38 protein-coding genes are annotated in these 26,726 nt (G+C 64.4%); 14 read left to right on the plus strand and 24 right to left on the minus strand.

Features of this window, described 5'->3' with window-relative positions; all coding sequences use genetic code 11:
• Positions 1-4: 4 nt before the first annotated feature.
• Positions 5-658, plus strand: coding sequence for a leucyl/phenylalanyl-tRNA--protein transferase (gene aat / locus ACLB6G_RS06290; protein ID WP_410355294.1), 654 nt, complete (start codon positions 5-7; stop codon positions 656-658).
• Positions 659-665: 7 nt separating this feature from the next.
• On the opposite strand, the gene ACLB6G_RS06295 is transcribed toward aat, so the two are convergent.
• The 6 genes from ACLB6G_RS06295 to gatB form a co-directional block, all read right to left on the minus strand.
• On the minus strand, positions 666-1,082 hold the full coding sequence (locus tag ACLB6G_RS06295; protein WP_410355295.1) for a DUF2155 domain-containing protein: 417 nt from the start codon (positions 1,080-1,082) through the stop codon (positions 666-668).
• A gap of 124 nt (positions 1,083-1,206) precedes the next feature.
• Positions 1,207-1,605, minus strand: coding sequence for an NADH:ubiquinone oxidoreductase subunit NDUFA12 (locus tag ACLB6G_RS06300; RefSeq protein ID WP_410355296.1), 399 nt, complete (start codon positions 1,603-1,605; stop codon positions 1,207-1,209).
• A 127-nt stretch (positions 1,606-1,732) separates the two neighbouring features.
• Positions 1,733-2,194, minus strand: a complete 462-nt coding sequence (locus tag ACLB6G_RS06305) for a GNAT family N-acetyltransferase (RefSeq protein WP_410355297.1) — start codon at positions 2,192-2,194, stop codon at positions 1,733-1,735.
• 38 nt (positions 2,195-2,232) lie between these two features.
• Positions 2,233-2,721, minus strand: a complete 489-nt coding sequence (locus ACLB6G_RS06310) for a GNAT family N-acetyltransferase (protein ID WP_410355298.1) — start codon at positions 2,719-2,721, stop codon at positions 2,233-2,235.
• A gap of 82 nt (positions 2,722-2,803) precedes the next feature.
• Positions 2,804-3,310, minus strand: coding sequence for a GNAT family N-acetyltransferase (locus ACLB6G_RS06315; protein ID WP_410355299.1), 507 nt, complete (start codon positions 3,308-3,310; stop codon positions 2,804-2,806).
• Entirely contained in the window at positions 3,307-4,806 is a 1,500-nt protein-coding gene (gene gatB, locus ACLB6G_RS06320) for an Asp-tRNA(Asn)/Glu-tRNA(Gln) amidotransferase subunit GatB (protein WP_410355300.1), read from the minus strand. Before gatB ends, ACLB6G_RS06315 begins: the two co-directional genes overlap by 4 nt.
• Before the next feature lie 196 nt (positions 4,807-5,002).
• Here gatB and ACLB6G_RS06325 point away from each other — a divergent pair, with 196 nt between their 5' ends.
• Positions 5,003-5,275, plus strand: a complete 273-nt coding sequence (locus ACLB6G_RS06325; protein ID WP_410355301.1) for a DUF6455 family protein — start codon at positions 5,003-5,005, stop codon at positions 5,273-5,275.
• 91 nt (positions 5,276-5,366) lie between these two features.
• Here the strand turns inward: ACLB6G_RS06325 and ACLB6G_RS06330 are convergent, their stop codons facing one another.
• Complete coding sequence (locus ACLB6G_RS06330; RefSeq protein WP_410355302.1) at positions 5,367-5,798, minus strand: CBS domain-containing protein; 432 nt, start codon at positions 5,796-5,798, stop codon at positions 5,367-5,369.
• 106 nt (positions 5,799-5,904) lie between these two features.
• Positions 5,905-6,606, minus strand: a complete 702-nt coding sequence (locus tag ACLB6G_RS06335; protein WP_410355303.1) for a rhomboid family intramembrane serine protease — start codon at positions 6,604-6,606, stop codon at positions 5,905-5,907.
• 373 nt (positions 6,607-6,979) lie between these two features.
• On the opposite strand from ACLB6G_RS06335, the gene ACLB6G_RS06340 reads away from it, so the two are divergent.
• From ACLB6G_RS06340 to ACLB6G_RS06350, 3 genes are all read left to right on the plus strand, one after another.
• Positions 6,980-7,612, plus strand: a complete 633-nt coding sequence (locus tag ACLB6G_RS06340; RefSeq protein WP_410355304.1) for a PAS domain-containing protein — start codon at positions 6,980-6,982, stop codon at positions 7,610-7,612.
• Between the two features lie 120 nt (positions 7,613-7,732).
• Complete coding sequence (locus ACLB6G_RS06345; protein WP_410355305.1) at positions 7,733-8,335, plus strand: PilZ domain-containing protein; 603 nt, start codon at positions 7,733-7,735, stop codon at positions 8,333-8,335.
• Between the two features lie 345 nt (positions 8,336-8,680).
• Positions 8,681-9,277 carry a transglutaminase-like cysteine peptidase gene (locus ACLB6G_RS06350; RefSeq protein ID WP_410355306.1) on the plus strand — a complete coding sequence of 199 codons (597 nt, stop codon included), beginning with the start codon at positions 8,681-8,683 and terminating at the stop codon, positions 9,275-9,277.
• Positions 9,278-9,380: 103 nt separating this feature from the next.
• Here the strand turns inward: ACLB6G_RS06350 and ACLB6G_RS06355 are convergent, their stop codons facing one another.
• A complete protein-coding gene (locus ACLB6G_RS06355) occupies positions 9,381-9,908 on the minus strand; it encodes a gamma carbonic anhydrase family protein (protein ID WP_410355307.1) in 528 nt (175 codons plus the stop codon).
• Positions 9,909-9,954: 46 nt separating this feature from the next.
• Positions 9,955-10,266, minus strand: a complete 312-nt coding sequence (locus ACLB6G_RS06360) for a DUF6949 family protein (protein WP_410355308.1) — start codon at positions 10,264-10,266, stop codon at positions 9,955-9,957.
• 110 nt (positions 10,267-10,376) lie between these two features.
• On the opposite strand from ACLB6G_RS06360, the gene ACLB6G_RS06365 reads away from it, so the two are divergent.
• Entirely contained in the window at positions 10,377-11,105 is a 729-nt protein-coding gene (locus ACLB6G_RS06365) for a hypothetical protein (RefSeq protein ID WP_410355309.1), read from the plus strand.
• An 18-nt stretch (positions 11,106-11,123) separates the two neighbouring features.
• Here ACLB6G_RS06365 and ACLB6G_RS06370 read toward each other — a convergent pair whose 3' ends face one another.
• Both ACLB6G_RS06370 and cysE read right to left on the minus strand, forming a co-directional pair.
• The gene (locus ACLB6G_RS06370) at positions 11,124-11,333 is read right to left on the minus strand and encodes a DUF3126 family protein (RefSeq protein WP_410355897.1); all 210 of its coding nucleotides are present in this window, start codon (positions 11,331-11,333) and stop codon (positions 11,124-11,126) included.
• Positions 11,334-11,459: 126 nt separating this feature from the next.
• A complete protein-coding gene (gene cysE, locus ACLB6G_RS06375) occupies positions 11,460-12,284 on the minus strand; it encodes a serine O-acetyltransferase (protein WP_410355310.1) in 825 nt (274 codons plus the stop codon).
• Positions 12,285-12,393: 109 nt separating this feature from the next.
• Between cysE and ACLB6G_RS06380 the strand changes: the two genes are divergently transcribed.
• A complete protein-coding gene (locus ACLB6G_RS06380) occupies positions 12,394-13,185 on the plus strand; it encodes an enoyl-CoA hydratase-related protein (protein WP_410355311.1) in 792 nt (263 codons plus the stop codon).
• Between the two features lie 27 nt (positions 13,186-13,212).
• On the opposite strand, the gene ACLB6G_RS06385 is transcribed toward ACLB6G_RS06380, so the two are convergent.
• From ACLB6G_RS06385 to ACLB6G_RS06400, 4 genes are read right to left on the minus strand one after another with little or no spacing between them, the layout of a single operon-like run.
• Entirely contained in the window at positions 13,213-14,082 is an 870-nt protein-coding gene (locus ACLB6G_RS06385; protein ID WP_410355312.1) for an alpha/beta fold hydrolase, read from the minus strand.
• Positions 14,079-14,834, minus strand: a complete 756-nt coding sequence (locus ACLB6G_RS06390) for an alpha/beta fold hydrolase (RefSeq protein ID WP_410355313.1) — start codon at positions 14,832-14,834, stop codon at positions 14,079-14,081. Before ACLB6G_RS06390 ends, ACLB6G_RS06385 begins: the two co-directional genes overlap by 4 nt.
• A gap of 18 nt (positions 14,835-14,852) precedes the next feature.
• The gene (locus tag ACLB6G_RS06395; RefSeq protein ID WP_410355314.1) at positions 14,853-15,353 is read right to left on the minus strand and encodes a DUF192 domain-containing protein; all 501 of its coding nucleotides are present in this window, start codon (positions 15,351-15,353) and stop codon (positions 14,853-14,855) included.
• An 11-nt stretch (positions 15,354-15,364) separates the two neighbouring features.
• The gene (locus tag ACLB6G_RS06400; protein ID WP_410355315.1) at positions 15,365-15,946 is read right to left on the minus strand and encodes a cold-shock protein; all 582 of its coding nucleotides are present in this window, start codon (positions 15,944-15,946) and stop codon (positions 15,365-15,367) included.
• 212 nt (positions 15,947-16,158) lie between these two features.
• Here ACLB6G_RS06400 and ACLB6G_RS06405 point away from each other — a divergent pair, with 212 nt between their 5' ends.
• Positions 16,159-16,614, plus strand: coding sequence for a VOC family protein (locus ACLB6G_RS06405; protein ID WP_410355316.1), 456 nt, complete (start codon positions 16,159-16,161; stop codon positions 16,612-16,614).
• A 13-nt stretch (positions 16,615-16,627) separates the two neighbouring features.
• Here ACLB6G_RS06405 and ACLB6G_RS06410 read toward each other — a convergent pair whose 3' ends face one another.
• On the minus strand, positions 16,628-17,737 hold the full coding sequence (locus tag ACLB6G_RS06410) for an NAD(P)/FAD-dependent oxidoreductase (protein WP_410355317.1): 1,110 nt from the start codon (positions 17,735-17,737) through the stop codon (positions 16,628-16,630).
• Positions 17,738-17,820: 83 nt separating this feature from the next.
• Between ACLB6G_RS06410 and mnmD the strand changes: the two genes are divergently transcribed.
• The 4 genes from mnmD to ACLB6G_RS06430 all read left to right on the plus strand — a co-directional run bounded on the left by mnmD (position 17,821) and on the right by ACLB6G_RS06430 (position 19,524).
• The gene (mnmD, locus tag ACLB6G_RS06415; protein ID WP_410355318.1) at positions 17,821-18,510 is read left to right on the plus strand and encodes a tRNA (5-methylaminomethyl-2-thiouridine)(34)-methyltransferase MnmD; all 690 of its coding nucleotides are present in this window, start codon (positions 17,821-17,823) and stop codon (positions 18,508-18,510) included.
• Between the two features lie 106 nt (positions 18,511-18,616).
• Positions 18,617-18,832 carry a Flp family type IVb pilin gene (locus tag ACLB6G_RS06420; RefSeq protein ID WP_410355319.1) on the plus strand — a complete coding sequence of 72 codons (216 nt, stop codon included), beginning with the start codon at positions 18,617-18,619 and terminating at the stop codon, positions 18,830-18,832.
• Between the two features lie 80 nt (positions 18,833-18,912).
• Positions 18,913-19,125, plus strand: coding sequence for a Flp family type IVb pilin (locus tag ACLB6G_RS06425; RefSeq protein WP_410355320.1), 213 nt, complete (start codon positions 18,913-18,915; stop codon positions 19,123-19,125).
• A gap of 51 nt (positions 19,126-19,176) precedes the next feature.
• Complete coding sequence (locus ACLB6G_RS06430) at positions 19,177-19,524, plus strand: Flp family type IVb pilin (protein WP_410355321.1); 348 nt, start codon at positions 19,177-19,179, stop codon at positions 19,522-19,524.
• An 87-nt stretch (positions 19,525-19,611) separates the two neighbouring features.
• On the opposite strand, the gene ACLB6G_RS06435 is transcribed toward ACLB6G_RS06430, so the two are convergent.
• The 4 genes from ACLB6G_RS06435 to ACLB6G_RS06450 form a co-directional block, all read right to left on the minus strand.
• Positions 19,612-19,884 carry a hypothetical protein gene (locus ACLB6G_RS06435; RefSeq protein ID WP_410355322.1) on the minus strand — a complete coding sequence of 91 codons (273 nt, stop codon included), beginning with the start codon at positions 19,882-19,884 and terminating at the stop codon, positions 19,612-19,614.
• A gap of 6 nt (positions 19,885-19,890) precedes the next feature.
• Positions 19,891-21,372, minus strand: a complete 1,482-nt coding sequence (gene gatA, locus ACLB6G_RS06440; protein WP_410355323.1) for an Asp-tRNA(Asn)/Glu-tRNA(Gln) amidotransferase subunit GatA — start codon at positions 21,370-21,372, stop codon at positions 19,891-19,893.
• A 27-nt stretch (positions 21,373-21,399) separates the two neighbouring features.
• On the minus strand, positions 21,400-21,687 hold the full coding sequence (gene gatC / locus ACLB6G_RS06445; protein WP_410355324.1) for an Asp-tRNA(Asn)/Glu-tRNA(Gln) amidotransferase subunit GatC: 288 nt from the start codon (positions 21,685-21,687) through the stop codon (positions 21,400-21,402).
• 140 nt (positions 21,688-21,827) lie between these two features.
• A complete protein-coding gene (locus ACLB6G_RS06450) occupies positions 21,828-22,535 on the minus strand; it encodes a metal-dependent hydrolase (RefSeq protein WP_410355325.1) in 708 nt (235 codons plus the stop codon).
• A 73-nt stretch (positions 22,536-22,608) separates the two neighbouring features.
• Here ACLB6G_RS06450 and ruvX point away from each other — a divergent pair, with 73 nt between their 5' ends.
• Positions 22,609-23,097 (plus strand): Holliday junction resolvase RuvX, encoded by a 489-nt coding sequence (ruvX, locus tag ACLB6G_RS06455; RefSeq protein ID WP_410355326.1) that lies wholly within the window; start codon positions 22,609-22,611, stop codon positions 23,095-23,097.
• Here ruvX and ACLB6G_RS06460 read toward each other — a convergent pair.
• Both ACLB6G_RS06460 and ACLB6G_RS06465 read right to left on the minus strand, forming a co-directional pair.
• Positions 23,079-23,444: a DUF6105 family protein gene (locus ACLB6G_RS06460; RefSeq protein WP_410355327.1), complete on the minus strand. Its 366-nt coding sequence runs from the start codon at positions 23,442-23,444 to the stop codon at positions 23,079-23,081. The two genes, ruvX and ACLB6G_RS06460, sit on opposite strands and share 19 nt — an antisense overlap.
• Positions 23,444-23,962 (minus strand): hypothetical protein, encoded by a 519-nt coding sequence (locus ACLB6G_RS06465; protein WP_410355328.1) that lies wholly within the window; start codon positions 23,960-23,962, stop codon positions 23,444-23,446. The genes ACLB6G_RS06460 and ACLB6G_RS06465 overlap by 1 nt, the downstream gene beginning before the upstream one ends.
• A gap of 143 nt (positions 23,963-24,105) precedes the next feature.
• On the opposite strand from ACLB6G_RS06465, the gene ACLB6G_RS06470 reads away from it, so the two are divergent.
• A complete protein-coding gene (locus ACLB6G_RS06470; RefSeq protein WP_410355329.1) occupies positions 24,106-25,041 on the plus strand; it encodes an AEC family transporter in 936 nt (311 codons plus the stop codon).
• Here the strand turns inward: ACLB6G_RS06470 and ACLB6G_RS06475 are convergent, their stop codons facing one another.
• Positions 25,042-26,673 carry an acyl-CoA dehydrogenase family protein gene (locus ACLB6G_RS06475; RefSeq protein ID WP_410355330.1) on the minus strand — a complete coding sequence of 544 codons (1,632 nt, stop codon included), beginning with the start codon at positions 26,671-26,673 and terminating at the stop codon, positions 25,042-25,044.
• Positions 26,674-26,726: the final 53 nt, after the last annotated feature.

Below are 26,726 nucleotides of genomic sequence, written 5' to 3' on the forward strand. Positions count from 1 at the left end.
AGCCGTGAGCCGCCCGCTCGCGCCCGGACAAGCCATTCCGCCTGACCTGCTGTTGCGCGCCTATGCCACCGGCGTTTTCCCGATGGCGGAGGATGCGGACGACGAGGACGTGTTCTGGGTGCGGCCGGAGGTGCGCGGCATCATTCCGCTCGACGGTTTCCACATGCCGCGCAGCCTGCGCAAGGTCATCCGCCAGGAACGCTTCGCCATAGCCTTCGACAGCGACTTCGACGGCGTGATCGAGGGTTGCGCCGAAGCCAGCGAAGGCCGGCCGACGACGTGGATCAACCGCGCCATCCGCGAAGCCTACGGGGCCCTCTTCCGGCGCGGCTATTGCCACACGGTGGAAGCCTGGCGCGAGGGACGGCTTGTTGGCGGTCTCTATGGTGTTTCCCTGGGGGCGGCCTTCTTCGGCGAGAGCATGTTCGCGCGCGAGAGGGATGCGTCCAAGGTCTGCCTCTGGCACCTGGTGGAACGGTTGAAGGAACAGGGATTCCTGTTGCTCGACACGCAGTTCACCACCGATCACCTGAAGCGGTTCGGCGCCGTCGACGTGCCGCGGCGGGCCTATGAGAAGATGCTGGCGGCAGCGATCTCGAAGGATGCGGACTTCAACCTGCCGGGCGAGCGGGAGCAGACAGCATCCCCGGACGTTTGAGGAACCCTCAGCCCTGCCTCGGCGGGGGAACCTCGGAATCCTGCTTGCAGCCCTTGAGCCAGACGTCATAGACAGCGTGCTCGACCGCGTTGAGGCCCGGGCTTTCAGCGAACATCCAGCCGGTGAAGATCCGTCGCACCTTGCGATCCAGCGTCATCTCATCGACCTCGACGAAGCTGTCGGTCTTCGGTTCATCCTCGTTGATACGGGAGTAGCAGACGCGCGGCGTGACGAGCAGCGCACCGAACTGCACCGTCTCGTCAATGTAGACATCGAAGTTGATGATCCGGCCGGTGATCTTGTCGATTCCGGTGAACTCGGCCACCGGATTGGTGATGCGCTCGGCCTGCGCACTGCCTCCGGCAACGGCCATCGCCACGGCAAGCACGAGCGGGATTGAACGGTTGCTTGTTCTGTTCTTCATGGCCGGAAGCAATTTCCATGGAATCGCGGATATCGTTCGATGGCGTGGCATTCTCCATGCCCCACCGTTAAGAAGGCGATAACCGCAAATTGTGGCGCGACAAGGCCGGATCCGGCCGAACGGCTCAGGAACCCGGTGTCCACGCGTCATAGTCGCCGGTCACCTTCGGACGGCTGGCCGGGGTCAGGATCGATCCGTCGGGCCGGTAGGCGGAGGGCGTCCCGGTCAGGTTGGCGATGTGTTCCTTTTCCCAGTCGCGGCGGACATAGTTTTCCTTCGTCGGCGGGGTATCGACACGATGATGCATCCAGCCGTGCCAGCCTGGCGGTATGGCGGACGCCTCGGCATAGCCGTTGTAGATGACCCAGCGCCGCGTGCGGCCCTCGGAATCCTTCGTGCCTTCGTAGTAGACGTTGCCGAACTGGTCCTCGCCCACCTTCGTGCCATGACGCCAGGTGAAGAACCTGGTGTTGAGCGTCGCGCCGTTCCACCAGGTGAAGATGTTGGTGAGTAGCTTGAGCATGCCGGGCCTCGTCCTGCGCGCCGGACGCACGGGTGATGCCGCGCATCCGCAATTGCTTCGCCTTATGAAACGCCCGGCGCCGGAAGACAAGGGGCGCAGGCGGGATAATTGAACGTCCGGACGGCTTTCACAGCTTCAGCTTGAAGCCCTCGTGGCTGCGGGCGAAACCGAGGCGCTCATAGAAGCGATGGGCATCGCCGCGTGCCTTGTTGCTCATGAGCTGGACGAGGCGCGCGCCGGCCCTGCGGCCCTCCTCGATGGCATGACGGACCATGGCGGCACCGATGCCGCGCCCGCGCATGTTTGCTGCCGTCTGCACGGCCTCCACGGTCAGCACGGGCCGGCCGCGTCCGGTCATTGCCGTCGTGAGCGTGATCTGGAACGTGCCGGCGACGACGCCGTCGACCTCTGCGACGTAAAGGGTGTCGCAGGGGCTGGCGGCGATCCGCTCGAACGCGGCCAGATAGTCAGGCAGGGCCGCCGGATCAGACGTATCGCCATGGCCCCCAAGCGCATCATCGGCGAAGAGGGCGACGATAGCGGGCACATCGGCGCGCGTGGCGGGCCGGATCAGCGGTTCTGTCTGCACGTTGCCGCAACCCTCCGCGCCCGAGGCCCGTCCGGACGTCAGCCGATCTGCTTTTCCAGGATGAGCGCCGGAATACCGGAATCGCGGCTGCCGCAATTATCCGTTCGGTCCACCTGGCGATAGCCCTGGTTCTCATAGAAGGCGATGGCCTTTGCGTTTGCCTCCTCCACCTCCAGACGCATTTTCGCCGCCATCGGGAAAGCGCTTTCCATCTCGATCAGAAGCGCCTTGCCGGCGCCCCTGCCCTGAGCGTCCGGGTTCACATAGAGCTGGTGGAGATAGGCGATCCGCTCATCGCCCATCGAAGCGTAGGCAACGCCGAGAATCTCGGTTCCGTCGTCGGCGATGACGAACTCCGAATAAGGCCTGGTCATGCGCTTCTGCAGCGCCTTGACCGAATGCCAATCCTCGTTGATCGCGTTGACGCGGTCCTTGCCGTAGATGTCGTCGTAGGTGGCGTGCCAGGTTTTGACGAGGAGATCGCGGATATTCTGCAAATCGTCGCGATCGACGGTCCTGATCCACATGGATGCTTTTGCCTCAAGCTGCCTGCTTCATGCTGTCGCGCGGCGTGCGCTCCGTCACGATGGCTTTTTTCCAAGCGGATCGTCAAGCCTGCGCGATACCGGCCGGACGGCGCATCAGGTCCGCCGGGGTATCCCCAAGGCCGGGCGCTTCCTCGATTCGCTGGAAGCCCGCCTTGAAATAGAAGGCGATCGCGCGGTCATTGCCGCGCAGGACCGTCAGTTCGACCGGAGCTCCGCGCTTGTCGGCCTCGGCCGCCACCGCTTCGATCAGCGCCATGGCGACGCCGGAGCCCTTCCAGTCCGGCTCGACGTGGATGCGGTCGATGAAGGCGGCGCCGGTTTCCAGCCATTCACCGGCGGCCTGGGCGACGAGGCGCCCGTCGCTGTCGCTCGCGACGAAGCCGAAGCCGGCCGGGCCGGCATATTCGGATTCAAAGAGCGTGCGGACATGCTTGGCGCCGGAAATGCGCAGGCGTTCCGCCTCGCCGATGATCGGATCATAGGTGCGCGCCCAGCTTTCCCTGACGAGCCGCATCAGCGCATCGACATCGTCCGGTCCTGTCGGGCGGATCGTGAACCGACGGCTCATTCCTCGATCCCGAGCTTGGCCTTGACGAGGGCCTGCACGGCCTGCGGATTGGCCTTGCCGCCGGTCGCCTTCATCACCTGGCCGACGAACCATCCCGCCATGGTGGGCTTGGCCTTGACCTGCTCGACCTTGTCCGGGTTGGCGGCCAGCACCTCGTCAACCGCCTTCTCGATGGCGCCGGTATCGGTGACCTGTTTCAGGCCGCGCTCCTCGACGATGGCCTTCGGGTCGCCGCCTTCGTTCCAGACGATCTCGAACAGGTCCTTGGCGATCTTGCCGGAAATCGTGCCGTCACGGATCAGGTCGATCACGGCGCCGAGTTGCGCCGGAGAGACGGGCGTCTCGTCAATGCCGAGGCCCGCCTTGTTGAGCGCGCCGAGCAGGTCGTTGATCACCCAGTTCGCAGCCGCCTTGCCGTCACGGCCCTCGGCCACCTGCTCGAAATAGTCGGCAATCGCCTTCTCCGAGACCAGGATCGACGCATCGTATTCCGACAGGCCGAGCGCCATGAAGCGGGCCTTCTTCTCGTCGGGCAGTTCCGGCAGTCCGGCGGCCAGTTCATCCACGAATTCCTGCGTGAATTCCAGCGGCAGAAGGTCGGGGTCCGGGAAATAGCGGTAGTCGTGCGCCTCTTCCTTGGAGCGCATGGAGCGCGTCTCGCCCTTGCTCGGGTCAAACAGGCGGGTTTCCTGGTCGATGGAGCCGCCATCCTCCAGGATCGCGATCTGGCGGCGCGCCTCGTATTCGATGGCTTGGCCGACGAAGCGGATGGAATTGACGTTCTTGATCTCGCAGCGCGTGCCGAAGGGTTCGCCGGGCCGGCGCACGGAGACGTTCACGTCGGCGCGCATGGAGCCCTCGTCCATGTTGCCGTCGCAGGTGCCGAGATAGCGCAGGATGGTGCGCAGCTTGGTCAGGTAGGCCTTGGCCTCGTCGGCGGAGCGCATGTCCGGCTTGGAGACGATCTCCATCAGCGCCACGCCCGAACGGTTGAGATCGACATAGGACATGGTCGGATGCTGGTCATGCATCGACTTGCCCGCGTCCTGTTCCAGGTGAAGGCGCTCGATCCCGACCTCGATCGCCTCGAAATTGCCCTGCTTGTCGGGACCGACGGCAACGGTGACGATACCCTCGCCCACGATGGGCTGCTTGAACTGGGAGATCTGGTAGCCCTGCGGAAGGTCCGGATAGAAATAGTTCTTGCGGTCGAAGACGGATTTCAGATTGATCCGCGCCTTCAGCCCGAGGCCGGTGCGCACGGCCTGGCGGACGCATTCGGCGTTGATGACCGGCAACATGCCCGGCATGGCCGCATCGACGAGTGAGACATGGTCGTTCGGCGCGCCACCAAAGGCGGTCGAGGCGCCGGAAAACAACTTGGAGCGGCTGATGACCTGGGCATGGACTTCCATGCCGATGATCACCTCCCAATCGCCGGAGGCTCCGGGGATCAGGCGTTTCGGCTCGGGCGTACGGGTATCAATGAGGGTCATGGCGTGCTGGGCTGCTTTCCGGGATGCCGCCGGCGCCGCAGGCCGGCCTTCAGGTCGTCATCCGGGTAGAGCAAACCGTCCCGTGTTGCAAGGATTTTGGAAACAGGACAGCGATTTGTAACTGTTGACTTAAATCAAGGCAGCCCATGCCGGCTGTGCAAGACTGATCATGTCAACGGCGATGGGAGACCGTCACATGAGCCTCATGGGAATTTTTACCAGGATCCTGCGTCACGGTGATCTTTTCGAGGGCATGGTCCGCAAGCTTGAGCTGAACGACCACATGAACGGTCTCCCGCACGCTGCCGAAGTCTACCGGCGCGCCGCCAATCGCTGCCTTTCATGCAGCGAAGGCGATGCTTGCGAGGAATGGCTGAAAAGCAGCGATGCCCCGGACGAAGCGCCTGCCTATTGCCGCAATCACGACATGCTGATGCGGCTGAAGAAGATGGAAGACGCGGCGGCCTGATTGCCAACGGAATTCTTGTATCCCTCCCACTGTCCCGGCGCTCGCGCCGGGAACTTTTTTTGTGCCGTCGGCAACCGGTCTTCCGCTCCCCTCAACCTGCAGCGATGTAGTTTCGGATCTCGTCGGCCTCGCGCATCACGTCCTCGATCCTGCGCTTGACCACGTCGCCGATCGAGATGATCCCGACCAGCTTTCCGCCCTCGGCGACAGGCAGGTGGCGGAACCGGCCCGCGGTCATGATTTCCATGACCTCGTTGACCGTGCTCGTCTCGGTGCAGGTCTTGACCTTCGCCGTCATCACCGAGGAAACCGCGTCATCGAGGCACGCGCCCTTGCGCTCGGCCACGGCGCGAACGATGTCGCGTTCGGAGAGAATGCCCTCGATCGCGCCATCCGCCGAAACCACCACGGCGGCGCCGATCCTTTTTTTCGCCAGCAGGCCCGCGGCATTGCCGAGCGTCTCGCCAGCCGAAATCGTCACCACGTCCCGGCCCTTCTGATCGAGAATCGCCTTCACGGTCATGAAACTTCTCCTCTCGCTGCGTGGACATCCATGGATGCCACCCCCCAGTCCCGCATTCATGGTGTGACGGCCGCGGCGTTTTGGCAAGTGCGGATTGTGCCCGCTTTCAGGCGCGCCGGCGCGGATCCAGCCAGGGGATGGCAACGAAACCGGCAATGAATCCGCCGATATGGGCCTGCCAGGCAATCGGGCTGCCGCCAGGCGAGGCGAGGCCGGTAATCAGGTTGGCGACGAACCAGATGCCGAGGAAGGAGAGGACGAGGCGCGAGGCGAGCATCTGGCGCGGCGACAACAGCGGCCCCTCGAAGGCACGCACACCAGCGGAACGGCCCACGGTAAAGCCGTATCGGGCGGCCGCCGCCATCATGCCGGATATGGCACCCGAGGCGCCGACAAGCGGCACCGCGTCATCCGGATAGAGGGCGAAATGCAGGGCCACGGCGCCAAGCGCAGTCACCGCCCAGAAGGCAAGAAACCGGAGCCAGCCGATTCGCGCGGCAAGCGGCGAGCCGAATGCCGCCAGCCAGACCATGTTGATCACAAGGTGCAGCCAGCCTCCATGCAGCAGCGAGTATGTCAGCGGCGAGAGGAAGGCGTAGACATCGAGATCGAAACCGCCGGTATGGCGCAGCGGCACGAAGGCGGTGCGCAGGATCAACGCGTAGTCCTGGTCCGGCGTCAGCACATAGACCCGCATGACGTGGACCGCGACACAGATCACGATCATCACCAGTGCGGGGCCGGCAATATTGAACACCGGTTCATGGACCGGCGGGGTGCCGTTTTCCTCGGGTGCGGGATGCTGCATGCGTGACAGTGCTTTCCGGGCCGGTCTGACGGGATGGGAAGCCTACAGGCGGGAAGGCGTTAAAAAAAGAGGCCGTCCGGGGTTTTCCCGAACGGCCTGGTCGAGCCCCTGCTCTCCCCGAAAGAAACTGGCTGTCAACAACGAAAGGGCCGCAATACCAAGCGCTTCGTCGTTGATATCCGTATGCCACACGAACCGGCGCGAGACAACGGAAAGCCTTTGTTAACCTTAACGGCCAAGCCCCGTTGATAACCCGCGATCGAAACCTGCGGGCGCTGGCACGCATTATGCCCCGTTGTCCATGAATCCCGTCGGGGAACACCGATTCTGTTCGTCGATGGAACAAATGCTGACAGATCGTGGGACAAGCGCCATGAAAGACCAGAAGACAATCGATCTTTTCCTGTATTGGAACAGGCTGCGGGATGGCCGCCCTGCCCCGCGGCGCAACGAGATCGAACCGGCCGACATCCGCTCCCTGCTCGGCGACACCTTCATCCTGGAGGAGGATGCACGCGGACAGGCCGTGTTCCGCCTGGCCGGCACACGGCTTTGCGCGCTGTTCGGCAAGGAACTGAAAGGCTTCATGTTTTCATCCCTTTGGAGCGAAAGGGACCGCCGCATCGTCAATCGTCTCGCCGGAAATGCGTTCAGGGACGATTGCGTGGTGGCGCTGAGCCTGGAAGGCCACAGCCGCGCAGGACGCATGATCGCCATGGAACTGATCCTGCTGCCCATCCAGGGCAACGGCGATGGAGCGCGGGCGCTGGGTTCGGCGGTGGTGCTGGACAAGCCGTTCTGGCTGTGCGTCGATCCCCTCGTGGAATGCCGGCTGACCGCACTGCGGGTCGTCGATCCCGACCGCGAACCGGTCTTCCTCAAGAACCGGCCCGAAGTCGCCGTGCCGCCCATCAGCCCTGCTGTCGAGGACATGGAGCACGGCGTTGACCAGCCGTCCGGCAGGCGTGTCCGCCATCTCATGGTGCTTGACGGCGGTCTTTCCTGAATCAACCGGGAAACGACAAGTTGAACCCGCGGCACTTACCCGTTGTTAATATCTGCGCCCGTATGGTTAAGGCTGTCCATTCGGATGACAGCGCAGACGAGGCACACGACGAAGATGAGCATGCCTGCCCCACAGCCCATGCCGGACAGGCCCGAGCGGCGCACATTCCAGCGCGTCAGCGTGAAGGTCTATGGCCGCTTCATGCTGGAGGACCGCGAGGAACATCCTTGCCAGGTCATCGACATGTCGCCCGGTAGCGTGGCCCTGCGAACCGATGTCACCGGACAGCCCGGCGAGAAGTGCATTGCCTATCTCGACCATATCGGCCGCGTGGAAGGGGTTATCACACGAACCCTGCAGGATGGCTTCGCGGTCACGATCATCGCGTCGGAACGCAAGAAGGACAAGCTGGCCGCGCAACTGACCTGGCTTGCCAACAAGCATGAACTCGACCTGCCGGAAGACCGCCGGCACGAACGCGTGGCGCCGCGCAATCCCATTTCCGTCCTCAAGCTGACCGACGGGCGCCAGTACCAGTGCCGGATCATCGACCTGTCCCTTTCAGGCGCCGCGGTTGAAATCGAGGTCAAGCCGGCCATCGGGACACAGGTAACCCTGGGGACGATGCGCGGTCAGGTCGTGCGCCACTTCGATGAAGGTGTCGCCGTCGAATTCGCGGTTCTCCAGCGCGAGGCCGAACTCGCCGGTTCCCTGCACAACTGACGCGCCACTTCAGGAACAAGGAGCAAACCGGCCCCCGTGGCCGGTTTTTTCGTTCCGGATGCCGGGCGACCTCCTCAAGCGCCTGCTCCCCGTTTTCCTGGCGCGCTTGCCCGCTACCCGGCCTTGCGCGGGATGGTTAACCGCGGCTTTCATGTAGCAATTCCTTTCTAATTAAAGTTTCTGCTAATTTCCAGAAATTTTGACTAATATTTCAATCAAGACAAATACAAATACACATCAACTGCCCTATAGTTTTTATTTTTGTTTTCTTAAATTCCAAATACCGGCCTTTGCCTGAAGTAAATTCGATTATGTCACTGTTCTCTCCACACGGGGAGACTGGACATGAAAAACAAAATACTGAAAGTCCTGATTGCTGGTGCTGCATTTGCCGGAACGACCGGCCTTGCCCATGCGAATTCACCCATGCGCACCGGCAGCATCACGTCGCAGCCGATCGGCCACTACGAATTCTGCCAGAGCTATCCCGCCGAGTGCGGGCGAACCGCCGGTGCCGGCAAGGTGACGCTGACGCGTGCGCTGTGGAGCCGGGTCATCGAAATCAACGATACGGTCAACGTCATGGTGCAACCGCGCACCGACATGGAAATGTGGGGCCGAGAGGAATACTGGTCCTATCCGGGCCGGCAGGGGGATTGCGAGGATTACGTGCTGGAGAAGCGCCGCCTGCTGATGAAGGCCGGCGTTCCCGCCTCCGCTCTGCTCGTCACGGTGGTCCTGCAGCCCAATGGCGACGGCCACGCCGTGCTGACGCTGTCGACGGATCTCGGCGACTTCATCCTCGACAACCTGGAGCCGCGCGTCCTGGCCTGGGACAAGACAGAATACCGCTATCTCAAACGGCAATCATCGAAGAATGCCGGCGTCTGGGTGTCGATCAATGACAGCCGCGCCCGCACCGTCGGCTCGATCCGGCGCTGAAGCGAATACCCGGTCAAGTCCCCAACTCCCCGTCCCCCATGACCGGGTTGCAGGAGCCGGCCTCCGATCCCCGAGGCCGGCTCCACCTTTTCAGGCGGGCAGATTACAATTCCTTCAGTCTGCCGGCGAAAAGACGCTGCTTTTCGATGTAGTGCAGCGCGGACGCCTTGAGCGTCTGGACGGCGCGGTCGTCAAGGGTGCGCACTGCCCTGGCCGGCGATCCGACGATAAGGCTGTTGTCGGGAAATTCCTTTCCCTCGGTGACCAGCGCGCCCGCCCCGACAAGGCAATTGGCGCCGATGCGGGCTCCGTTGAGAACGATGGCACCCATTCCGATCAGCGTGTTGTCGCCGACCGTGCAGCCGTGCAGCATCGCCCGGTGGCCGATCGTGCAACCCTTGCCGACCGTCAACGGATAGCCGATATCGGTGTGCATCACGGTGTGTTCCTGGACATTCGTGCCGTCGCCCAGCGTGATCGGGTCGTTGTCGCCGCGCAGGACAGCGCCGAACCAGATGCCGACATCGCGGCCGACACGGATATCGCCGATGATGTGCGCATCGGGCGCAATCCAGATGCTTTCGCGATCCTCGAAAGTCGGCTTGCGATCGGCAAGCGCATATACCGGCATTCCTGTCCCTCCCTGGCTTTAATCGTGTTTCAACGCGGGAGTCCTATCAGACGCCCGCGGGAAAAACAGCCGCCAAAAGCGCCAGCGAAAGGATGCCGAGGGCGAGCGCCCAGGCATTGACCACCATTACGGCCGCGCCGAGCGTCCATGCGGAGATGCCCCCTGTTCGCCAGGCATCCATCGCGTCATTGAGGATCATGGCCGGACCGGCCAGGGCGGTGAAGGCCAGTGAACGCAGGATGCGGGCCCGCGAAACGAATGGCGGCCAGAAGGTGACGGCGCGTGCCGATACCGCCTCGGCCATGGCCGAAACACAGCCGGCCACGGTGAGACCCGTGAGCCACGCGAACAAAAACAAATGCAAGCCGTCCATTTTTACGCACCGTTTACCATAAGCGAAGAAGGATATGCCTCAACCTGCCGCTCGCAAGGCGCGTGCCACCCGATTCCGTTTCAAGCCGGGACACCATGACCGCTACCGCCAATCCCGAACTGATCGTCAGGCAACTCGACGCGCGCTTCATGATGCGCGTGTTCCTGGTGTTTGCCGGGCTGTTGCTGGTGTCGCTTGCCATCTACGTGGCGGGGAAGCACTACGGACGGGCCATCGCCATGGCCGGGCATACGGATGACACGCGGATCCGCGAGATCGTGATGGGCAACAACGTGCTGCATGTGCCGTCCAACATGATCCGCAATCCGTGGCAGCGCACGGACGGAAGCTGGCCGCAACTTCAACTCTATGCGCGCTGGCCGGACATGACCGGCTACAGCCACGAACACGCCGGCGCGTTCAACAACACCGGCGAGCGCGGAACGCTTGTCTTTCTCACCTTCCAGGAGCGGATGATGTCACGCGACATGTCCGGGCGGGTCGAGCCGATCTACAATGAACTGATCATTCGGCCCGGCATCGAGGGCCCGGCGGGGCTGACCATGCACGGCTTCCAGGAAAAAACCGGCTACCTGGGCGAATTGCTGGTGCTGGGCAAGCGTGCCGGCCAGGCGCCTTTCGCGGCGCGCTGCCTGGCCGGAGAAGCCGCGCGCGAGGCGATCGCGGCTTGCGAACGCGATGTCCATGTCGGCGACAACCTGTCGCTGACCTACCGGTTTTCCAAGGACATGCTGGGCGAATGGCGCCGTCTCGACGCCGCGGTGCTGGCGCTTGCGCGCAGGCTCCTGGTGACCGGCGGGTGAACCCGCCGGCGATGTCTCTCATTCCAGGTCGATATCGAGGATCGCCATGGCGAGATTGTAGGACACCTCGCCCTCTTCCTCGATCCGGTCGATGATGCCGAGAAACTCGTCGCCAAGGTACAGTTCGCAGGAATCGGTCTTGCGCGGGCGCGCCTTGACCTGCAGAGCCTGGTTCATGAAGGTCCGCTTGAAATAGGCGTCGAGCTTGCGCAATTCATCGGGTTTCAAGGTATCCTGCTCCATCGGCTGATGATCGTCATTGCATTTGCGCACCGGGCACAGCCCGGCCGGCAATGGCGCTTCTGGCATGGTGGACGCCCGGGTGTAAACCCCGAACGAACCGTTTCGGACCGGTCAGCGGTCCCGGACGGCGATGCGCTGATCCATGTCGCGTGACGGTTCGGCGCAGCCGCTCTCGCCGACGATGCGGGCCGGAACGCCGGCCACCGTCTTGCAGGGCGGGACGGCCTCGAGCACAACTGAACCGGAGGCCACCTTGGCACCGGCGCCGATCTCGATATTGCCGAGGATCTTGGCGCCCGCACCGATGAGGACGCCGCGCCTGATCTTGGGGTGGCGGTCGCCGTCTTCCTTGCCGGTGCCGCCCAGCGTCACGCCCTGGAGGATCGATACGTCGTCCTCGATGACGGCGGTCGCCCCGACGACAAGGCCGGTCGCATGGTCGAGGAAGATGCCCTTGCCGATACGCGTGGCCGGGTTGATGTCCGTCTGGAAAACCGCGGAAGAGCGGCTTTGCAGGTAGAGCGCGAAATCCTCCCTGCCCTGCTGCCAGAGCCAATGGGCAAGACGATGGGTCTGGATCGCGTGGAAGCCCTTGAAATAAAGGACCGGCTGGAGGTAGCGCGTGCAGGCGGGGTCGCGATCGAAAACGGCCTGGATATCGACGCGCAGGCTTTCGGAAAAGGACGAATCGCCGCGAATCATCACCGCGAAGGTCTGGCGGATCAGGTCCGCGCCGAGATCGGGGTGATCGAGTCTTTCGGCAACGCGATGGACGACGGCATCCTCCAGCGAGTCGTGGTTGAGGATGGTGGAATAGAGAAAGGCGGCCAGCAGCGGATCGTTCTCCACTGCCTGCCGTGCCTCGTGGCGGACCTGGGACCAGATCGGGTCCACCGGCTTCAGGTTGCCGGCGCTCTTCGCGGACTGGATCGCCATGACGGATACCTCGCACTGGTGTCTGTGACGGAAAATAGGTCAGAACGGCTTGCATTCAAACCGCAAACTTTTCACAACCCGGTGAAACAGCACTCAACCGGGTTCGACAATGGCTGAAATCGCGGACGGACTGGAAGCGCGGATCGACGATGGCATCGCACGGCTGACCATCAACAGGCCGCACCGCAAGAACGCGGTCACCCAGGCGATGTGGCGCGCCCTGGCGGACCAGGCCCAGGAGTGGGCGGGTGGCGGAGACGTTCGCGTGCTGATCCTGACCGGCGAAGGGGTAGACTTTTCCGCCGGCGCCGATATCGGCGAATTCGACACGGTGCGGCGCGACGCGCAAACCGCGCGCGCCTATGAACAGGCCAATTCCGATGCCTTCTCGGCCCTGCGGGAGGCGCCCTTTCCGGTGATCGCGGCCATTTCGGGCATCTGCTTCGGCGGCGGTTTAGGACTGGCAGCGGCATGCGACCTGCGGCTGGCCACGCCCGATGCCACATTCGCCGTTCCGGCCGCGCGACTCGGCCTGGCCTATCCCCAGGAGGCCATGATCGACATCGTCACCGCAGCCGGCGCGCAGATGGCGAAATGGCTGACCTACTCGGCCGCGCGCATCACCGCCGCACAGGCACTTTCAGCCGGTTTCCTGCTGGAGATCGAAGGTGACCGCACCGCGCTCGACGCGCGCGCCACGGCGATGGCCGAGACGATCGCTGCCAACGCGCCGTTGTCGGTGCGGGCCTCCAAGGCAGCCATTCGCGCGGTGACGAGCAAGGCGGAGGCGGATGCCGCGCTTGCCCGCAGCCTTGGCTCGGCCACCTTCGACAGCGCCGACTACGCGGAAGGGCGGAGCGCCTTTCGCGAGAAACGCAAGCCGGTCTTCCAAGGCCGCTGACGGCGCCCGGCGGCAGTGAGCGCGGGATCAGGCCGCTTCGACGCGGCTGAGAAAGGCCAGGATGGCGTCGCAGAAGGCGTCGTTCCGGTCACCGGCGACCATGTGGCCAGCCCCGCCGACATCGGCATATTCGCCGCGCGGCAGGCGCGCCACGACGTCGCGCGCCACCTTTTCGTCCACCAGTTCCGACTGCATGCCGCGCACAAGCAGGACCGGAAGCTCAAGACGGTCGAGATTGGCGTCGAGGGCGATCATGTGGGCCTCGGCGCCGCGGTCGATGCTGTATTCACCCGCCGAGAAGGCCGGATCCCAATGCCAGCGGTAGCGTCCGTCCTCGCCGACGCGCAGGTTCTTGCGCAGCCCCTCCAGCGAGCGCGGCCGCTTGCGGTGCGGCAGGTAGGCGGCAATGGCGTCTGCGGCCTCCTCGAGCGAGGCGAAGCCGTTGGACAGGCGCGCGGCCATGAAGGCGAGGATGTGGGCGACGCCCTGCCGGTTCATGAGCGGCACGACATCCACCAGCACGAGCGAGGAAAGCCTGGGGCGTATGTTGATCTCGCTGGTCAGCAGCGAAAGGCCTCCGAGCGACGCCCCGACGCCGGACGGGGCCTCGCCGAAAAGATCCGTGACCTGCTCGACGATGGCATCGGCATCGCGGCCGTAGTCGGCGAAGCGGTAGTGGCCGGTCTGCACCCATTCGCTCTCGCCATGGCCGCGCAGGTCCACCGCCATGGCCCGCATGCCGGCCGCCGCAAGCCGCATCGCCGTGCGCGACCAGGCGTGACGGGTCTGGCCGCCGCCGTGCAGCAGAATGACGGGATGGCCGGAACTGCCCCAGATTTCCGCCTCCAGGCGATTGCCCTCGACACCGGTCAGGATGATTTCACGGGAGGGTTTCACAAGGCGTTCTCCGCGAGGAATTGCAGGGCGCGCTTCTTGAAGGTGCGGTCGCCGACGGAAAGCATGTGGTCGCGCCGCTCGATGTCGAAAGCCTCGCCGCGCGGCATGAGCGCAGCCAGGCGGTGCGGCGATCCGGCGATGTCGTCATTGGTGCCCACGGCGACCAGCGCCGGTTGCGTGATGCGGGCCACGTCCTCCTCGCTGAGGAGGTCGCGCGACCGGGAAATGCAGGCGGCGAGCGCCCGGCGATCGCTTTTCGTATGATCGGCGAAAGCACGGAACATCTGACCGCGCCTGTCCGTGATCGTATCCGGATCGTCGGCCAGCAAAGCCTCGGCGATGGGGTCCCAGTCACCCACGCCTTCCACCATGCCATAGCCCAGCCCGCCCAGGATGACGGTTGCCACGCGGTCCGGATGGCCCAGCGCCATGAAGGCGGTGACGCGCGCGCCCATGGAATAGCCGAAGACATGGGCCCGCCCGATGCCCAGATGGTCGAGCAGGGCGGCGGCATCGCCGGCCATGGCCTCGGGCGTGTAGGCGGCGGCGTCATAGATCTTTGCCGATTGCCCGTGGCCGCGATTGTCGAGCGCGATGGCGCGGTAGCCGGCCTGGTTGAGTGCCTGCACCCAGCCGGGCGTGACCCAGTTGACCGAATGGGACGAACCGAAACCGTGAATGAGCAGGACCGGATCGCCCTCGCCCTCGTCGATGAAGGCGAAATCGTATCCGTCGTGAGTGAAATGCTGCATGCTGGAAACCCGGACCGGTTACTTGCCGGGCGCGATGAGCGGATGGTTGAGACGGACGCCCGGACGAATTCCGGTCTTTTCGGCTATTCCGGCGTTCACTTCAAGCACGTAGCGTATCAGCCCCCGCGATCGCAGGGGGGCCAGGGAGAACGGTTCGCCGCGGACGATCGAATCCACCGTGCCATCCGCGCGGATATAGATGATGTCGAGCGGCAGGATGGTGTTCATCATCCAGAACGAGCCGCGTACATCGGACGGGAAAACAAACAGCATGCCCCGGTCGTCCGGCATTTCCGTGCGGAACATCAGGCCGGTGCTTCGTTCATCCGCGTCATCGGCGACCTCGATGTCGAAGCCGAACTCCCCCTTGGCCGTCATCACGGTCAGCGGGGCCGGATGCACCTCCAGTACCTGCGCCTGCTCGTGCGGCGCCGCTTCGCGGGCAATGGCGGGCACCGCAAGGGCGACAGGCAGGGCCAGCGCCAGCAGCAGGGGAAGGCAGCGAAGGAAGCGCTCCATGGCGAGCGGCGTCAATTCGGCACGATCGGCGTTCCGAGATCGGGGTGGATCTCGGCGGCCATCAGGCCCTTCTCGCCACGTCCGAAACGGACGAGAACGACCTGGCCTGGACGCAGTTCGGCAATGCCGAAGCGGCGCAAGGTTTCCATGTGGACGAAGATGTCCTCGGTCCCCTCACCGCGGGTGAGAAAGCCGAAGCCTTTCGTCCGGTTGAACCATTTGACCAGCGCCCGCTCCAGGCCGCTTTCCGGCGTGACAGACACGTGCGTGCGCGGCGCCGGCGATTCCAGCGGGTGTACCGCAGTGGAATTGTCCATGGACAGGACCTTGAAGGCCTGCAACCCGCGCTCCCCGGGCTTGACCAGGACAGTCACCCGCGCACCTTCGAGCGCGGTCTGGTGTCCGTCGCGGCGCAGGCAGGTGACGTGCAGAAGGACATCGCCAAGGATGGTCCTGTCCGGCACGATGAAACCGTAGCCCTTGGCCACATCGAACCATTTGATCGTGCCGGCGATCTCTTCCAGCCCCGTGTCGCCGGCGGAGCCCGCTTCAAAATCCCTACTCCGGTCAGTCTCGGAGGTTCTGTCCCCCATCCGGCCGCACCTTTCAACTAAAATACACACTGATTCTATATTGAATCATAACATCGGCTCTCGGAGACAAGGCAATACCCCCGCGACGAATAAACGGGGATTACGCAGGGTAGGGTCCGCAAGGACTTGAGCCAAGTCATCGCCGCGCCATATGGTCTGTCCGGATTTCAGGCCGCCCTTCCCGGCCGCTCAAGAGACGAGGAGACCCTGCCATGCGCTTCCGCCACACGATGATCCGCGTCACGAATGTCGAGGAATCGCTCGATTTCTTCTGCAACAAGCTTGGCCTCGTGGAAACCCGGCGGGTCGACAACGATGGCGGCCGCTTCACGCTGATCTTCCTCGCCGCGCCCAAGGACGAGGCCCGGGCGCTCGAAACGCGCTCGCCGGAAATCGAACTGACCTACAACTGGCCGGCGGAAGACGGATCGACAGAGACCTATACGGGCGGACGCAATTTCGGCCATCTCGCCTATTCCGTCGATGACATCTACGCCACATGCCAGAGGCTCATGGACAAGGGCGTGACGATCAACCGTCCGCCGCGCGACGGCTACATGGCCTTCATCAAGTCGCCCGACGGCATTTCCATCGAACTGATCCAGGACAACGGCCCGCTGGAACCGAAGGAACCCTGGAAGAGCATGGCGAATACCGGGACCTGGTAGGAACGCCCGCTCATCACGGCATGGCCAGCGCCTCGGCAAGTGCGGCGTCGGCCATGTCATGGGCGATGGCGAAGGTGATCTTGAAACCGGCCGTCGCCGCCACGATCCTGCTTTCGCCTAGGCGGCCCGTCACCGGGGCCGCCGACGGCCCGCGCGGGCGGATGCCTGCCCAGCGGTCGACAACCCGCGCCGTGCGCAGCGCCGGCGACAGCGCCCTCGCCCTGGCGATCACCGCATCGAGGCGGTCATCGGTGGACTCGGGATCGCTCCATTGCTTCTCCGAGGTGGACCCCACGGCGACGAGACCGTCCTCATGCACAATGGCATAGACGCCGTCGTCGAAGAGCAGCGGCAAGGCGGGATCGAGCGGCTGTTCCGGTTGCAGGAGCGCCGACTGCCCCTTGACCCCGGTCACCGGGGGCATTGATGTGCCCCCGGCGAGTAGCGCGGAAGATCGCCAGCCGGCGGACAGGATGACCCTTTCACCGCGCATGACACGCCCGTCGTCCAGGTGGACGGTCCCGTCCGGCTCAATGCTCTTGGCGCCAAGGTTCCCTGCGAGAAGCGCCCGGCCTGCCAGCGCCGCCTTCAGGGCTGCGATGAGGCGGCGCGGCGCCAGGCGGGCGCTCAGCGTCTCCATCGCAAAGCCGAATGGCGAAGCCTCTTCGGCGATCCAGCCCGGTGCGGGGTTGGTTTCGCACAGGCGCCACGCCAGTGCCTGGCCGCCCGGCGAAACGCCGGGCCAATGCAGCCTCGCCGCTTGCGCCCATTGCACATGCCGCTCGCGCTGGGCCGCCGTCGTCAGCGGCACGATGCGTCCGCAACGCCGGTAGCCGCAGGACAGGCCCGTCCGGCTTTCCAGATCGGTCACTTCGGTTTCGAGGGCCAGCAGGCCTTCAAGCTGGGCCTGCTTCTTGACCGACCAGTTGACAGGCTGGTGCGGCATCAAGGCGCCAAGGTGGCCATTCGATGCGCCACCGCCGGCGGCGCCCGCATCCAGGACCAGCGGCGCAAGGCCAAGGCGCACCGCTTTTACCGCACACCACAGCCCGACAACGCCCGCGCCGACAATCACGAGCGGAACATGGCAGGGGATATCGATTTTTGTGCGGGAATGCGGCATGGTCGGTCTGTATGGACGCAAACGGCGAGGGATTGCAATTGGCGCAAGCGCCCGGGGGGAACAGGGGCAAGCAGATCCATCCATTGACCTGGGACGAGGACGGACAGCCGGTCTCGGCCCTTTTCGACGATCCGTTCTGCTCACGGACCGATGGCGCGGGGGAGACGCGGCACGTGTTCCTGAAGGGCAACGGCCTGCCTGATGCCTGGGCCGGCGCGGCCTATTTCTCCATCGCCGAACTCGGATTCGGCACCGGCCTGAACTTCCTTGAGACCTGGGCGGCCTGGCGGGCCACGCGTCCCTTTGCCGCGCAATTGTCGTTCACCTCCTTCGAGGCCTATCCGCTGTCGCTGGAACAGATGGAGCAGGCCCTGCGGCGGTGGCCGCATCTGGGCGAACTTGCCGAACGCCTGCTGTCGGTGCTGCCATCGGAATGGCCGCCGCATGGCGAGGAACGGCCGATCCGGCTGGACCGCCAGACGCAACTGATGATCGTGATCGGGGATGCCCGCGAGACCGTGCCGCAATGGCCGGGCCGCGCAAATGCCTGGTATCTCGACGGGTTTTCCCCGGCCAGGAACCCGGAAATGTGGAATGCCGAACTCATGCAGACCGTGCACGACAAGACCGTGCCCGGTGGCAGTTTCGCCACCTATACCGCCGCCGGCCATGTCCGCCGCAACCTTCAGGCCGCAGGCTTCAAGGTGCAGACCATCGACGGCTTCGGCCGGAAGCGGGAGATGCTGGCAGGCGTCAGGAAGAAGGCGGGTTAGCCCATTGTCCGTCTGCATATTATAAGTTGCTAATTTAGCTTAATACAATTAATAGTTTCATAACCCGCGACCTGTACAACCCTCCCAAACAAACTGGGAGCGTTACATGTCAAAGCAACTCACCCGGCGCGAATTGCTGTTCGGACGACGCAGGTTCGCGGATGACGAGAGCGGAGCAACTGCAATCGAATACGGCCTCATCGCCAGCGCCATCGCGCTTGTGATTGTTGGCTCACTACAGACGACAGGGCTTTGGACACAACGCAAGTTCCATTGCATCCGAGCCGCCATACAGGGCTTTGACCCCGGCGTACAATGCTAGCCGGGGCCAGAAGTTTCCAACCGCTCGATCACTGAAGATCCGGGGTTACACGCCGCGCAAGCAAAGAATGAGAGACTGCCATGCCAGACCAACTTAACAGACGTGAATTTCTGTTCGGACGACGGAAGTTCAAGGAAGACGAGCAAGGCGCAACAGCCATCGAGTACGGGCTTATCGCCGGTCTGGTGGCGCTGGTTCTCGCGGGCACGCTTGATATCACCGGGCGCCGGATCGTCCGCAAGTTCCAGTGCCTGCGCCAGGGGATCATGGGTTGGGAGCAGACAGCCTGCTGACGGTCACGGGTTCGCGCGGTTTGCCGGAGCGACTATGGTCATCGGAGTGACATGGCGCTGGTTTCCGCCTGCCCGGACCTCAGAAAAACAGCAACTTTCGATTTAATTGCTTTTCCAATTTCTATTAATAGTTGTGTTACCCATGGCATCTACAATCTGTGGAACAGATTCGCGAAGGCCAAGGGGGAAATAATGAAACTCAACCGGCGGGAATTCCTTTTTGGAAAACGGGCCTTTTGTGAAGACGACAAAGGCGCCACAGCCATCGAGTACGGGCTGATCGCCGGCGTGATCGCACTGGCGATCTTCGGTTCCATGGGGCTTGCAGGACGCAGGGTCGAAAAGACCTTCTTCTGCATCCGGGCGCGCATCCGCAACCACACGCCGGCTTTCTGCTAGGACGTCGGCCGGACTTCCCCCCGTACGGGGTCCGGCAGCAAGCGGATATCGCCTGGGGGCAGCCGAACCATCGGCCCCTTTTCGGGGTCAAGCGCCGCCGCCGGTCATGGGAGCGTTCGCGATCGCGCGCGCCTCATCCGAAAAGCCGCCCTCGAACGGCGCCCTCCCGGCACGCCGGTACCAGTAACCGGCATTCCATGCGTCGCCCTCGATGCGATGAACAAGCGCGTGCAGCCAGTCGAACAGGGGATCGCCCTCGTGCGCCTGGGCGATGTCGTGGGCGGCATCCCAGTCCGGCCCCACCTTGCAACCCGCCTTTTCAAGCAGGCCGAGAGCCCGGCGAAGTTCATTGCCGGACACGCGCCGTCACCACCATTTCGCCGGGGAGAAACGGCCGGCTGCCTGCTCGATCACATGGGCGGTTGCGAAGAGCGTCTCCTCGTCGAACGGCTTGCCGATCAGTTGCAGGCCGAGCGGCAGTCCCCTGGCGTCAAGGCCGGCGGGAACGGCGATGCCCGGCAGGCCGGCCATGTTGACCGTGACGGTGAAGATGTCGTTCAGATACATCTTGACCGGGTCCGAGGCCAGTTCCTGGTCGGCGATGCCGAAGGCGGCGGACGGGGTGGCGGGCGTGAGGATCGCATCCACGCCGGCGGCGAAGACGGTCTCGAAATCCCGCTTGATCAGCGTGCGCACCTTCTGAGCCCTCAGGTAATAGGCGTCGTAGTAACCGGCGGAGAGCACATAGGTGCCGATCATGATGCGGCGCTTGACCTCGTCGCCGAAACCGGCGGCGCGGGTCCTTTCATACATGTCGACGATGTCCTTGCCCTGCTCGCGCAGGCCGTAGCGGACGCCATCGTAGCGCGCCAGGTTGGAGGACGCTTCCGCCGGGGCCACGATGTAATAGGCCGGCAGCGCGTATTTCGTATGCGGCAGCGAGATTTCGACGATTTCGGCACCGGCGTCGCGCAACCAGTCCATGCCCTGTTGCCAGAGATTCTCGATCTCCTGCGGCATGCCCTCGACGCGGTATTCGGCCGGAATGCCGATCTTCATGCCCTTGACCGAGCGGCCCAACGCCGCCTCGTAGTCCGGCACCGGCAGGTCGACCGATGTCGTGTCCTTATCATCTACCGACGCCATGGATTTCAGCAGGATGGCCGCATCGCGCACATCGCGGGCGATGGGGCCTGCCTGGTCGAGCGACGAGGCGAAGGCGACCATGCCCCAGCGCGAACAGCGGCCATAGGTGGGCTTGATGCCGACGGTAGCGGTGAAGGCGGCGGGCTGGCGGATCGATCCGCCGGTATCCGACGCGGTCGCCCCGGCGCAGAGCCAGGCGGCCACGGCGGCCGCGGATCCGCCCGACGAGCCGCCGGGCACCAGGTCGGCATTGGAGCCTTCGGCGCGCCAGGGGTTCTTCACCGGGCCGTAGAAGCTGGTCTCGTTGGACGACCCCATCGCGAACTCGTCCATGTTCAGCTTGCCGAGCATGACGGCGCCGTCGGCCCACAGGTTCGCCGTGACGGTGGATTCGTAACGCGGCCGGAAGCCGTCGAGGATATGGCTGCAAGCCTGCGTGTGGACTCCCTCCGTTGCGTAGAGGTCCTTGATGCCGAGCGGAATGCCTTCCAGCGCGCCGGCCTCGCCCTTCGCGATGCGCGCATCCGACGCGGCGGCCATTTCGCGCGCCTTGTCATGGGTCACGGCGACATAGGCATTGATGACCGGATTGGCCTGGTCGATGGCGGCGAGATAGGCCTCGGTCAGTTCCACCGCGCTAAAGGCCTTGGCCTTGAGCTGTGCGCGGGCTTCGGCAATGGTCAGGGCGGTCAGTTCGGTCATGATCGGCAATTTCCGCTGGGCAGCTTGTTATTCGACGACTTTCGGCACGAGGAAGAAATTCTCCTCGGAGGCCGGAGCGTTCGCGACGATATCCGCGGCCTTCGCGCCATCGGTCACCGCGTCGGTGCGCTTCTTCATCTCCATCGGAATGACCGAGGTCATCGGCTCGACGCCGGAAACGTCCACGTCGTCGAGTTGCTCGACGAAGCCGAGAATGGAATTGAGCTTGCCGGTCATGGCCGAGGCTTCCTCCCCGGTGACGGCGATACGGGCCAGGCGCGCGACGCGCTTGACGGTGTCGAGATCGACGGACATGCGAAAGCTCCGGCGCGTGAGTGACAGTCTTGACGCTGCCCGGGCAACACATGCGCCCGGACGTTTCCCATGCGGCTATAAAGCCCCGGCGTGCCGGGCGCAACGGTCAATGACCGGTCAGGCGCGGCGCGACGGCCCTGTCAGAGTTCGATCGTCTCGCCGATCGCCGGGACCAGCACATCCACCCCCGATCCATCCATGCCGGCGACGAACTTGGAGGCGTCGGGCTCGATGATCGGGAAGGTGCCGTAGTGGCAGGGAATGACTGTGGAGAAACGGAAGAAGCGCTGGCAGGCGAGCGCGGCCACGGCGCCGCCCATGGTGAAGCGGTCGCCGACCGGGACGAGGCCGATGTCCGGCTGGTGCAATTCGTTGATCAAGGCCATGTCGGAGAAGATGTCGGTATCGCCCATGTGGTAGAGCGTCTTTTCGCCCGGCGCATGGAGGACAAGGCCGAGCGGGTTGCCGAGATAGACATTGCCGCCACCGCCGGTCTGGGAGGAGGAGGAATGCTGGGCGTGGACGAAGGTCGTGGTAAAGCCGCCGCAATCGACGGTGCCGCCCTGGTTGCCGGGGTTCAGCCTGTCCTCGGGCACGCCCTTGGCCGCCAGGAACATGGCAATCTCGAAATTGGCGACAAGCTGGGCGCCGGTGGCCTTGCAGATATCCACCGCATCGAGCAGGTGATCGTCATGGCCATGGGTCACCAGGACATGCGTCACGCCTTCGGCCGGTCCTTCCCAGCCCTTTCCCCATGACGGGTTTCCCGACAGGAAGGGGTCGATCAGGATTTTCGCATCGCCCATCTCGACACGGAAAGTGGCATGGCCGTACCAGGTCAGCTTCATCGGTTCTCTCCTCGCTTTTGACTGCGATGGAGAATAGAACCGCCAGATGTCAAATCAATGCGGAGAATGAAGGATGACCGTCCTGTCCATCGAGGAACTGGCCGTTTTCCTGCCGCCGGGCGCCACCGTTGCCGGGCTCGACCTCGGCACGAAGACAATCGGCCTTGCCGTGTCGGACCGCTCGCTCGCCTTCGCCAATCCCCGCCCCGTCATCGAGCGGAAGAAATTCACGGTCGACGCGCAGAAACTGCTGGCGGAGGCGAGAAAGGACGGCGTGGCGGCCTTCGTCATCGGGCTGCCGATGAACATGGACGGCAGCCAGGGGCCGCGCGTGCAGGCAACGCGCGCCTTCGTGCGCAACATGGAGACGCTGACCGACATGCCCTTTGTCTACTGGGACGAGCGGCTGTCAACCGTCGCGGCCGAACGGGCGCTGCTGGAAATGGACGTTTCGCGCCGCAAGCGCGAGACACGCATCGATTCGGCCGCAGCCGCCTTCATCCTGCAAGGCGCGCTCGACCGGTTGCACGCCCTGTCCGGCGATCATTCGGCGGGCGTGTAGAACCCTTCCGGTGCGCGTGCGGCATTCGCCGGCGCCGGCAGGTCCGGCATGGCGTTTTCGTCGGCCTGCCGTTGCCGGCGCGACACCCACCATGCGCGGATCTGCTTGCGGCGGCGGAAGGCAAACAGGCCCATGATCAGGAAGGTGTCGAAGATGATCGCGTCGAGCACCAGCCAGGGAATTGTCTCGGGCGCCACGCCGATCAAGTCGCCATAGACCTGGAAGACGGCGTCATGCAGGGCGCGCGAGAAGAACACCGTGCCAAAATTGATGTCGTGGTAGGACAAACCGTACCAGGCAGCGAGAAAGCCGATGGGCAAAGCCCAGAAAATCAAGAGATAGCGCATCAGAGCCTCTCCTCCCCCGTTCCGCCGCGCCCGGACAGGGCCTCAAGCATTGAAGTGTGTGCCGCGCCCAAGGCCATGCGCTGGGCAACGTCCGCTGGCTCGATGCCGCGAACCGGCTTGCCGGAGGCCGTCTCCGCATGCACGGCGGCATAGGTCGCGCCGAGGGCCGCCAGTTGCACGAACAGGACGTGGGCGCTGCCGCCATCGGCCGTGACCGGCATGAGCAGCAGGCTTGCCGCGGCAAGGAGGATGGCGCCACCGAACGCGGCATTCACGGCAAAGCCGATTTCATCGGGTACGGCACCTTCGTCCAGTATCACGGCGCCGAAGGCCCAAAGGAAGCCGGCGGCCACGGTCCCGTGGGCTGCGGCAAGCGCCAGGCCGGCCAGTGCCCCCGTCTGTCCCATCGGGGACATGGCAAGATAACCCGCTGGCGCAAGGCCAAGAGCGGCCAGCGACGCCAGCAGGTGGGCTGCCATCCAGAAGAAACAGATCGCGAAGGCTATGAGGCGCGGCATGGCGATTCCCTGTGGTCTCCCCCACAAACTGGCCCGCGACCGTGGACCGGGCAATGGAAACCATTCGTTAAGGTTAACGACGCGGTCCCACCGGTGGAAAACGCCAATTGCCGCGACCGCAAAACGCCTGCATAAGCACTTGAATGATCGCGACCTTCGAAAGCATCCTTCCCATCTTCCTGCTGATCGTTGCCGGCAACCTGCTGCGGCGATCGCCTCTCATCGACCGGGCAGCCTGGAACGGCCTGGAGCAACTCGGCTTCTGGTTCCTCTACCCCGCCCTGCTGTTCGCCTCGATCCTCAGGGCCGACTTCTCCCGTCTGGAACTGGGACCGCTGCTGCTCGCACTGTTGGCGGCCATCGTTCTGGCCATCGTGGCAGTGCTGGCTCTCTGGCCGGCCCTGCGCGCAACGGGCCGGATCCCCCGCAGCCAATATTCGACCGTTTTCCAGACAGCGGTGCGCTGGAACGGGTTCATGGCGCTGGCCATCGCCGAAAAGCTGTTTCCGCCGGAAGGCGTGGCCGTGGTCGCGCTCGCCATGGCCGCCGTCGTCATTCCCATCAACATCGCTTCGGTTTTCGTGGTGACGCGCTTTGCCGACGCGCAAGCCGACTGGGGCACGATCATCCGGCGCATGGCGCTCAACCCGCTCATTCTCGCGACAACCGCCGGGCTTCTGGCGCGTTACATCCCCGGCGGACTGTACGGGCCGCTGGATGTCACGTTGAGCCTGGTCGCCCGCGCGGCGCTCGGCATGGGCCTGATCGCCATCGGTGCCGGCCTGAGGCCGGGCGACATGTTCAGCGCCCGCCCCTCGCTCTGGCTTCCCGTCGTCATCAAGCTTGCGGTCTATCCGGCCATCCTCGTGGGGCTGGGCCTCGCCTTCGGGGTGACCGGAGAGGCCATTCTCTGGCTGGCCCTGTGCGGCGCGGTGCCCACGGCGATGAACGGCTACCTGCTGGCAAGGCAGATGGGTGGCGACGCGCCGCTCTATGCCGCGACCGTGACGATGCAGACGGCCGTTTCCTTCTTTTCCATACCGGCCGTGCTGGCGCTGGCAGCGCTTGTGGCAAGCTGATCAGCCGGCATCCGGGTAGAGCGAATCGATGATGACGGCTGCGTCGTGGCGGGCGTCTAGCATTCCGTAGGTGGCGCGCCATTGCCCGGCGAGCCTGGTCTCGATGAAGGCATCGGCAACGCGGCCAGCGCCAATGCGCCGCAATTCGGCGGCGGCGGCGGCAAGGGCAAGCTGTTCGGTGAGGATGCGCGCGGAGCCCTCGTCATTGACCGCCACCTGCATGGCGGCCCGCAGGACGTCGATGGTGCCCTTGCCGGCTGCACCGAGATCGGCCTCCATGCCGGCGACCACGCGCTCGAACAGCGCCGGGCCGCGCTTCAGCACGCGCAGGACATCGAGCGCCATGACATTGCCCGAACCTTCCCAGATGGCGTTGACCGGGGCTTCGCGGTAGTGGCGGGCGAGATTGCCGTCCTCGACATAGCCATTGCCGCCGAGGCATTCCATCGCCTCGTAAATGAGCGGCGGAGCGATCTTGCAGACCCAATACTTCACGACCGGCGTCATGGCGCGGGCAAAGGCGGCCTCGCCGTCATCCTGGGCGGCGGTGTCGAAGGCGCGGGCGAGCCGCATCGACAGCGCGGTCGCCGCCGCCACGTCGAGCGCCAGATCGGCCAGGACACGGATCATGAGCGGCTGGTCGGCCAGCAGGCGGCCAAAGACCTTGCGATGGCGGGCATGGTGGACGGCCTCGGCAAGGCTGGCGCGCATCAGGCCGGCCGATCCCAGCGCGCAGTCGAGCCGTGTCAGCGTGACCATGTCCATGATGGTGCGCACGCCGTCGCCGGGCTCGCCCACCGCCTGGGCGATCACGTCATGGAATTCCACCTCCGAGGAAGCGTTGGAGCGGTTGCCGAGCTTGTGCTTCAGGCGCTGGAAGCGCAGGCCGTTCGGCGTGCCGTCGGCCAGGATGCGCGGAACAAGGAAACAGGTCAGCCCCTCGGGCGCCTGGGCCAGCAGAAGGAAGGCGTCCGACATCGGCGCGGACATGAACCACTTGTGGCCGGTGATGCGGTAGAGATCCTTGCCGGCCGGTTCGGCGCGGCTGGTGTTGGCGCGCACATCGGTTCCGCCCTGCTTCTCGGTCATGCCCATGCCGAGCGTCAGGCCCGCCTTGGCGGCCGGCGGCTTGCTGGCGCTGTCATACTTGCGCGACGTGACGCGCGGCGCCCATTCACGGAACAGGTGCGGGCTGGCCATCAACGGCGCAAGCGATGCGCTGGTCATGGTGAGCGGGCAAAGATGGCCCGATTCAAGCTGGCCCACGAGGAAGAAACGCGCCGCGCGGGCCTGGTGGCGGATGCCCTTTTCCGAGGGGGTGTTCTCCCAGATCGAGGAATGCAGGCCGGCCGCCGCGGAACGGCGCATCAGCGCGTGATAGGCCGGGTGATAGTCCACCATGTCGACGCGGCGGCCCTGCCGGTCATGGGTTTTCAGGACCGGCGTGTATTCATTGGCGAGCCTTGCGGTGTCCTGCGCCTCGGCGGTCAGCACGAAACGGCCAAGCTGGTCGAGGTCGTTGCGCACCTCTGCCGGGAAATGTTCGGTGATCTGGACAAGGAGCGGATCGGACCGCCAGGCATTGCCGCCCGCATGGGGCGGGGACTGGTTCAGCACTTCATGCGTGGCCACGGCCGGCCTCCCCTCTTTCACCTGTCGCCCGGGTTCGCGCCGCGGCGAATCCC

It is taken from the genome of Zhengella sedimenti, assembly GCF_046506625.1.
Classification (GTDB): Bacteria; Pseudomonadota; Alphaproteobacteria; order Rhizobiales; family Rhizobiaceae; genus Zhengella; species Zhengella sedimenti.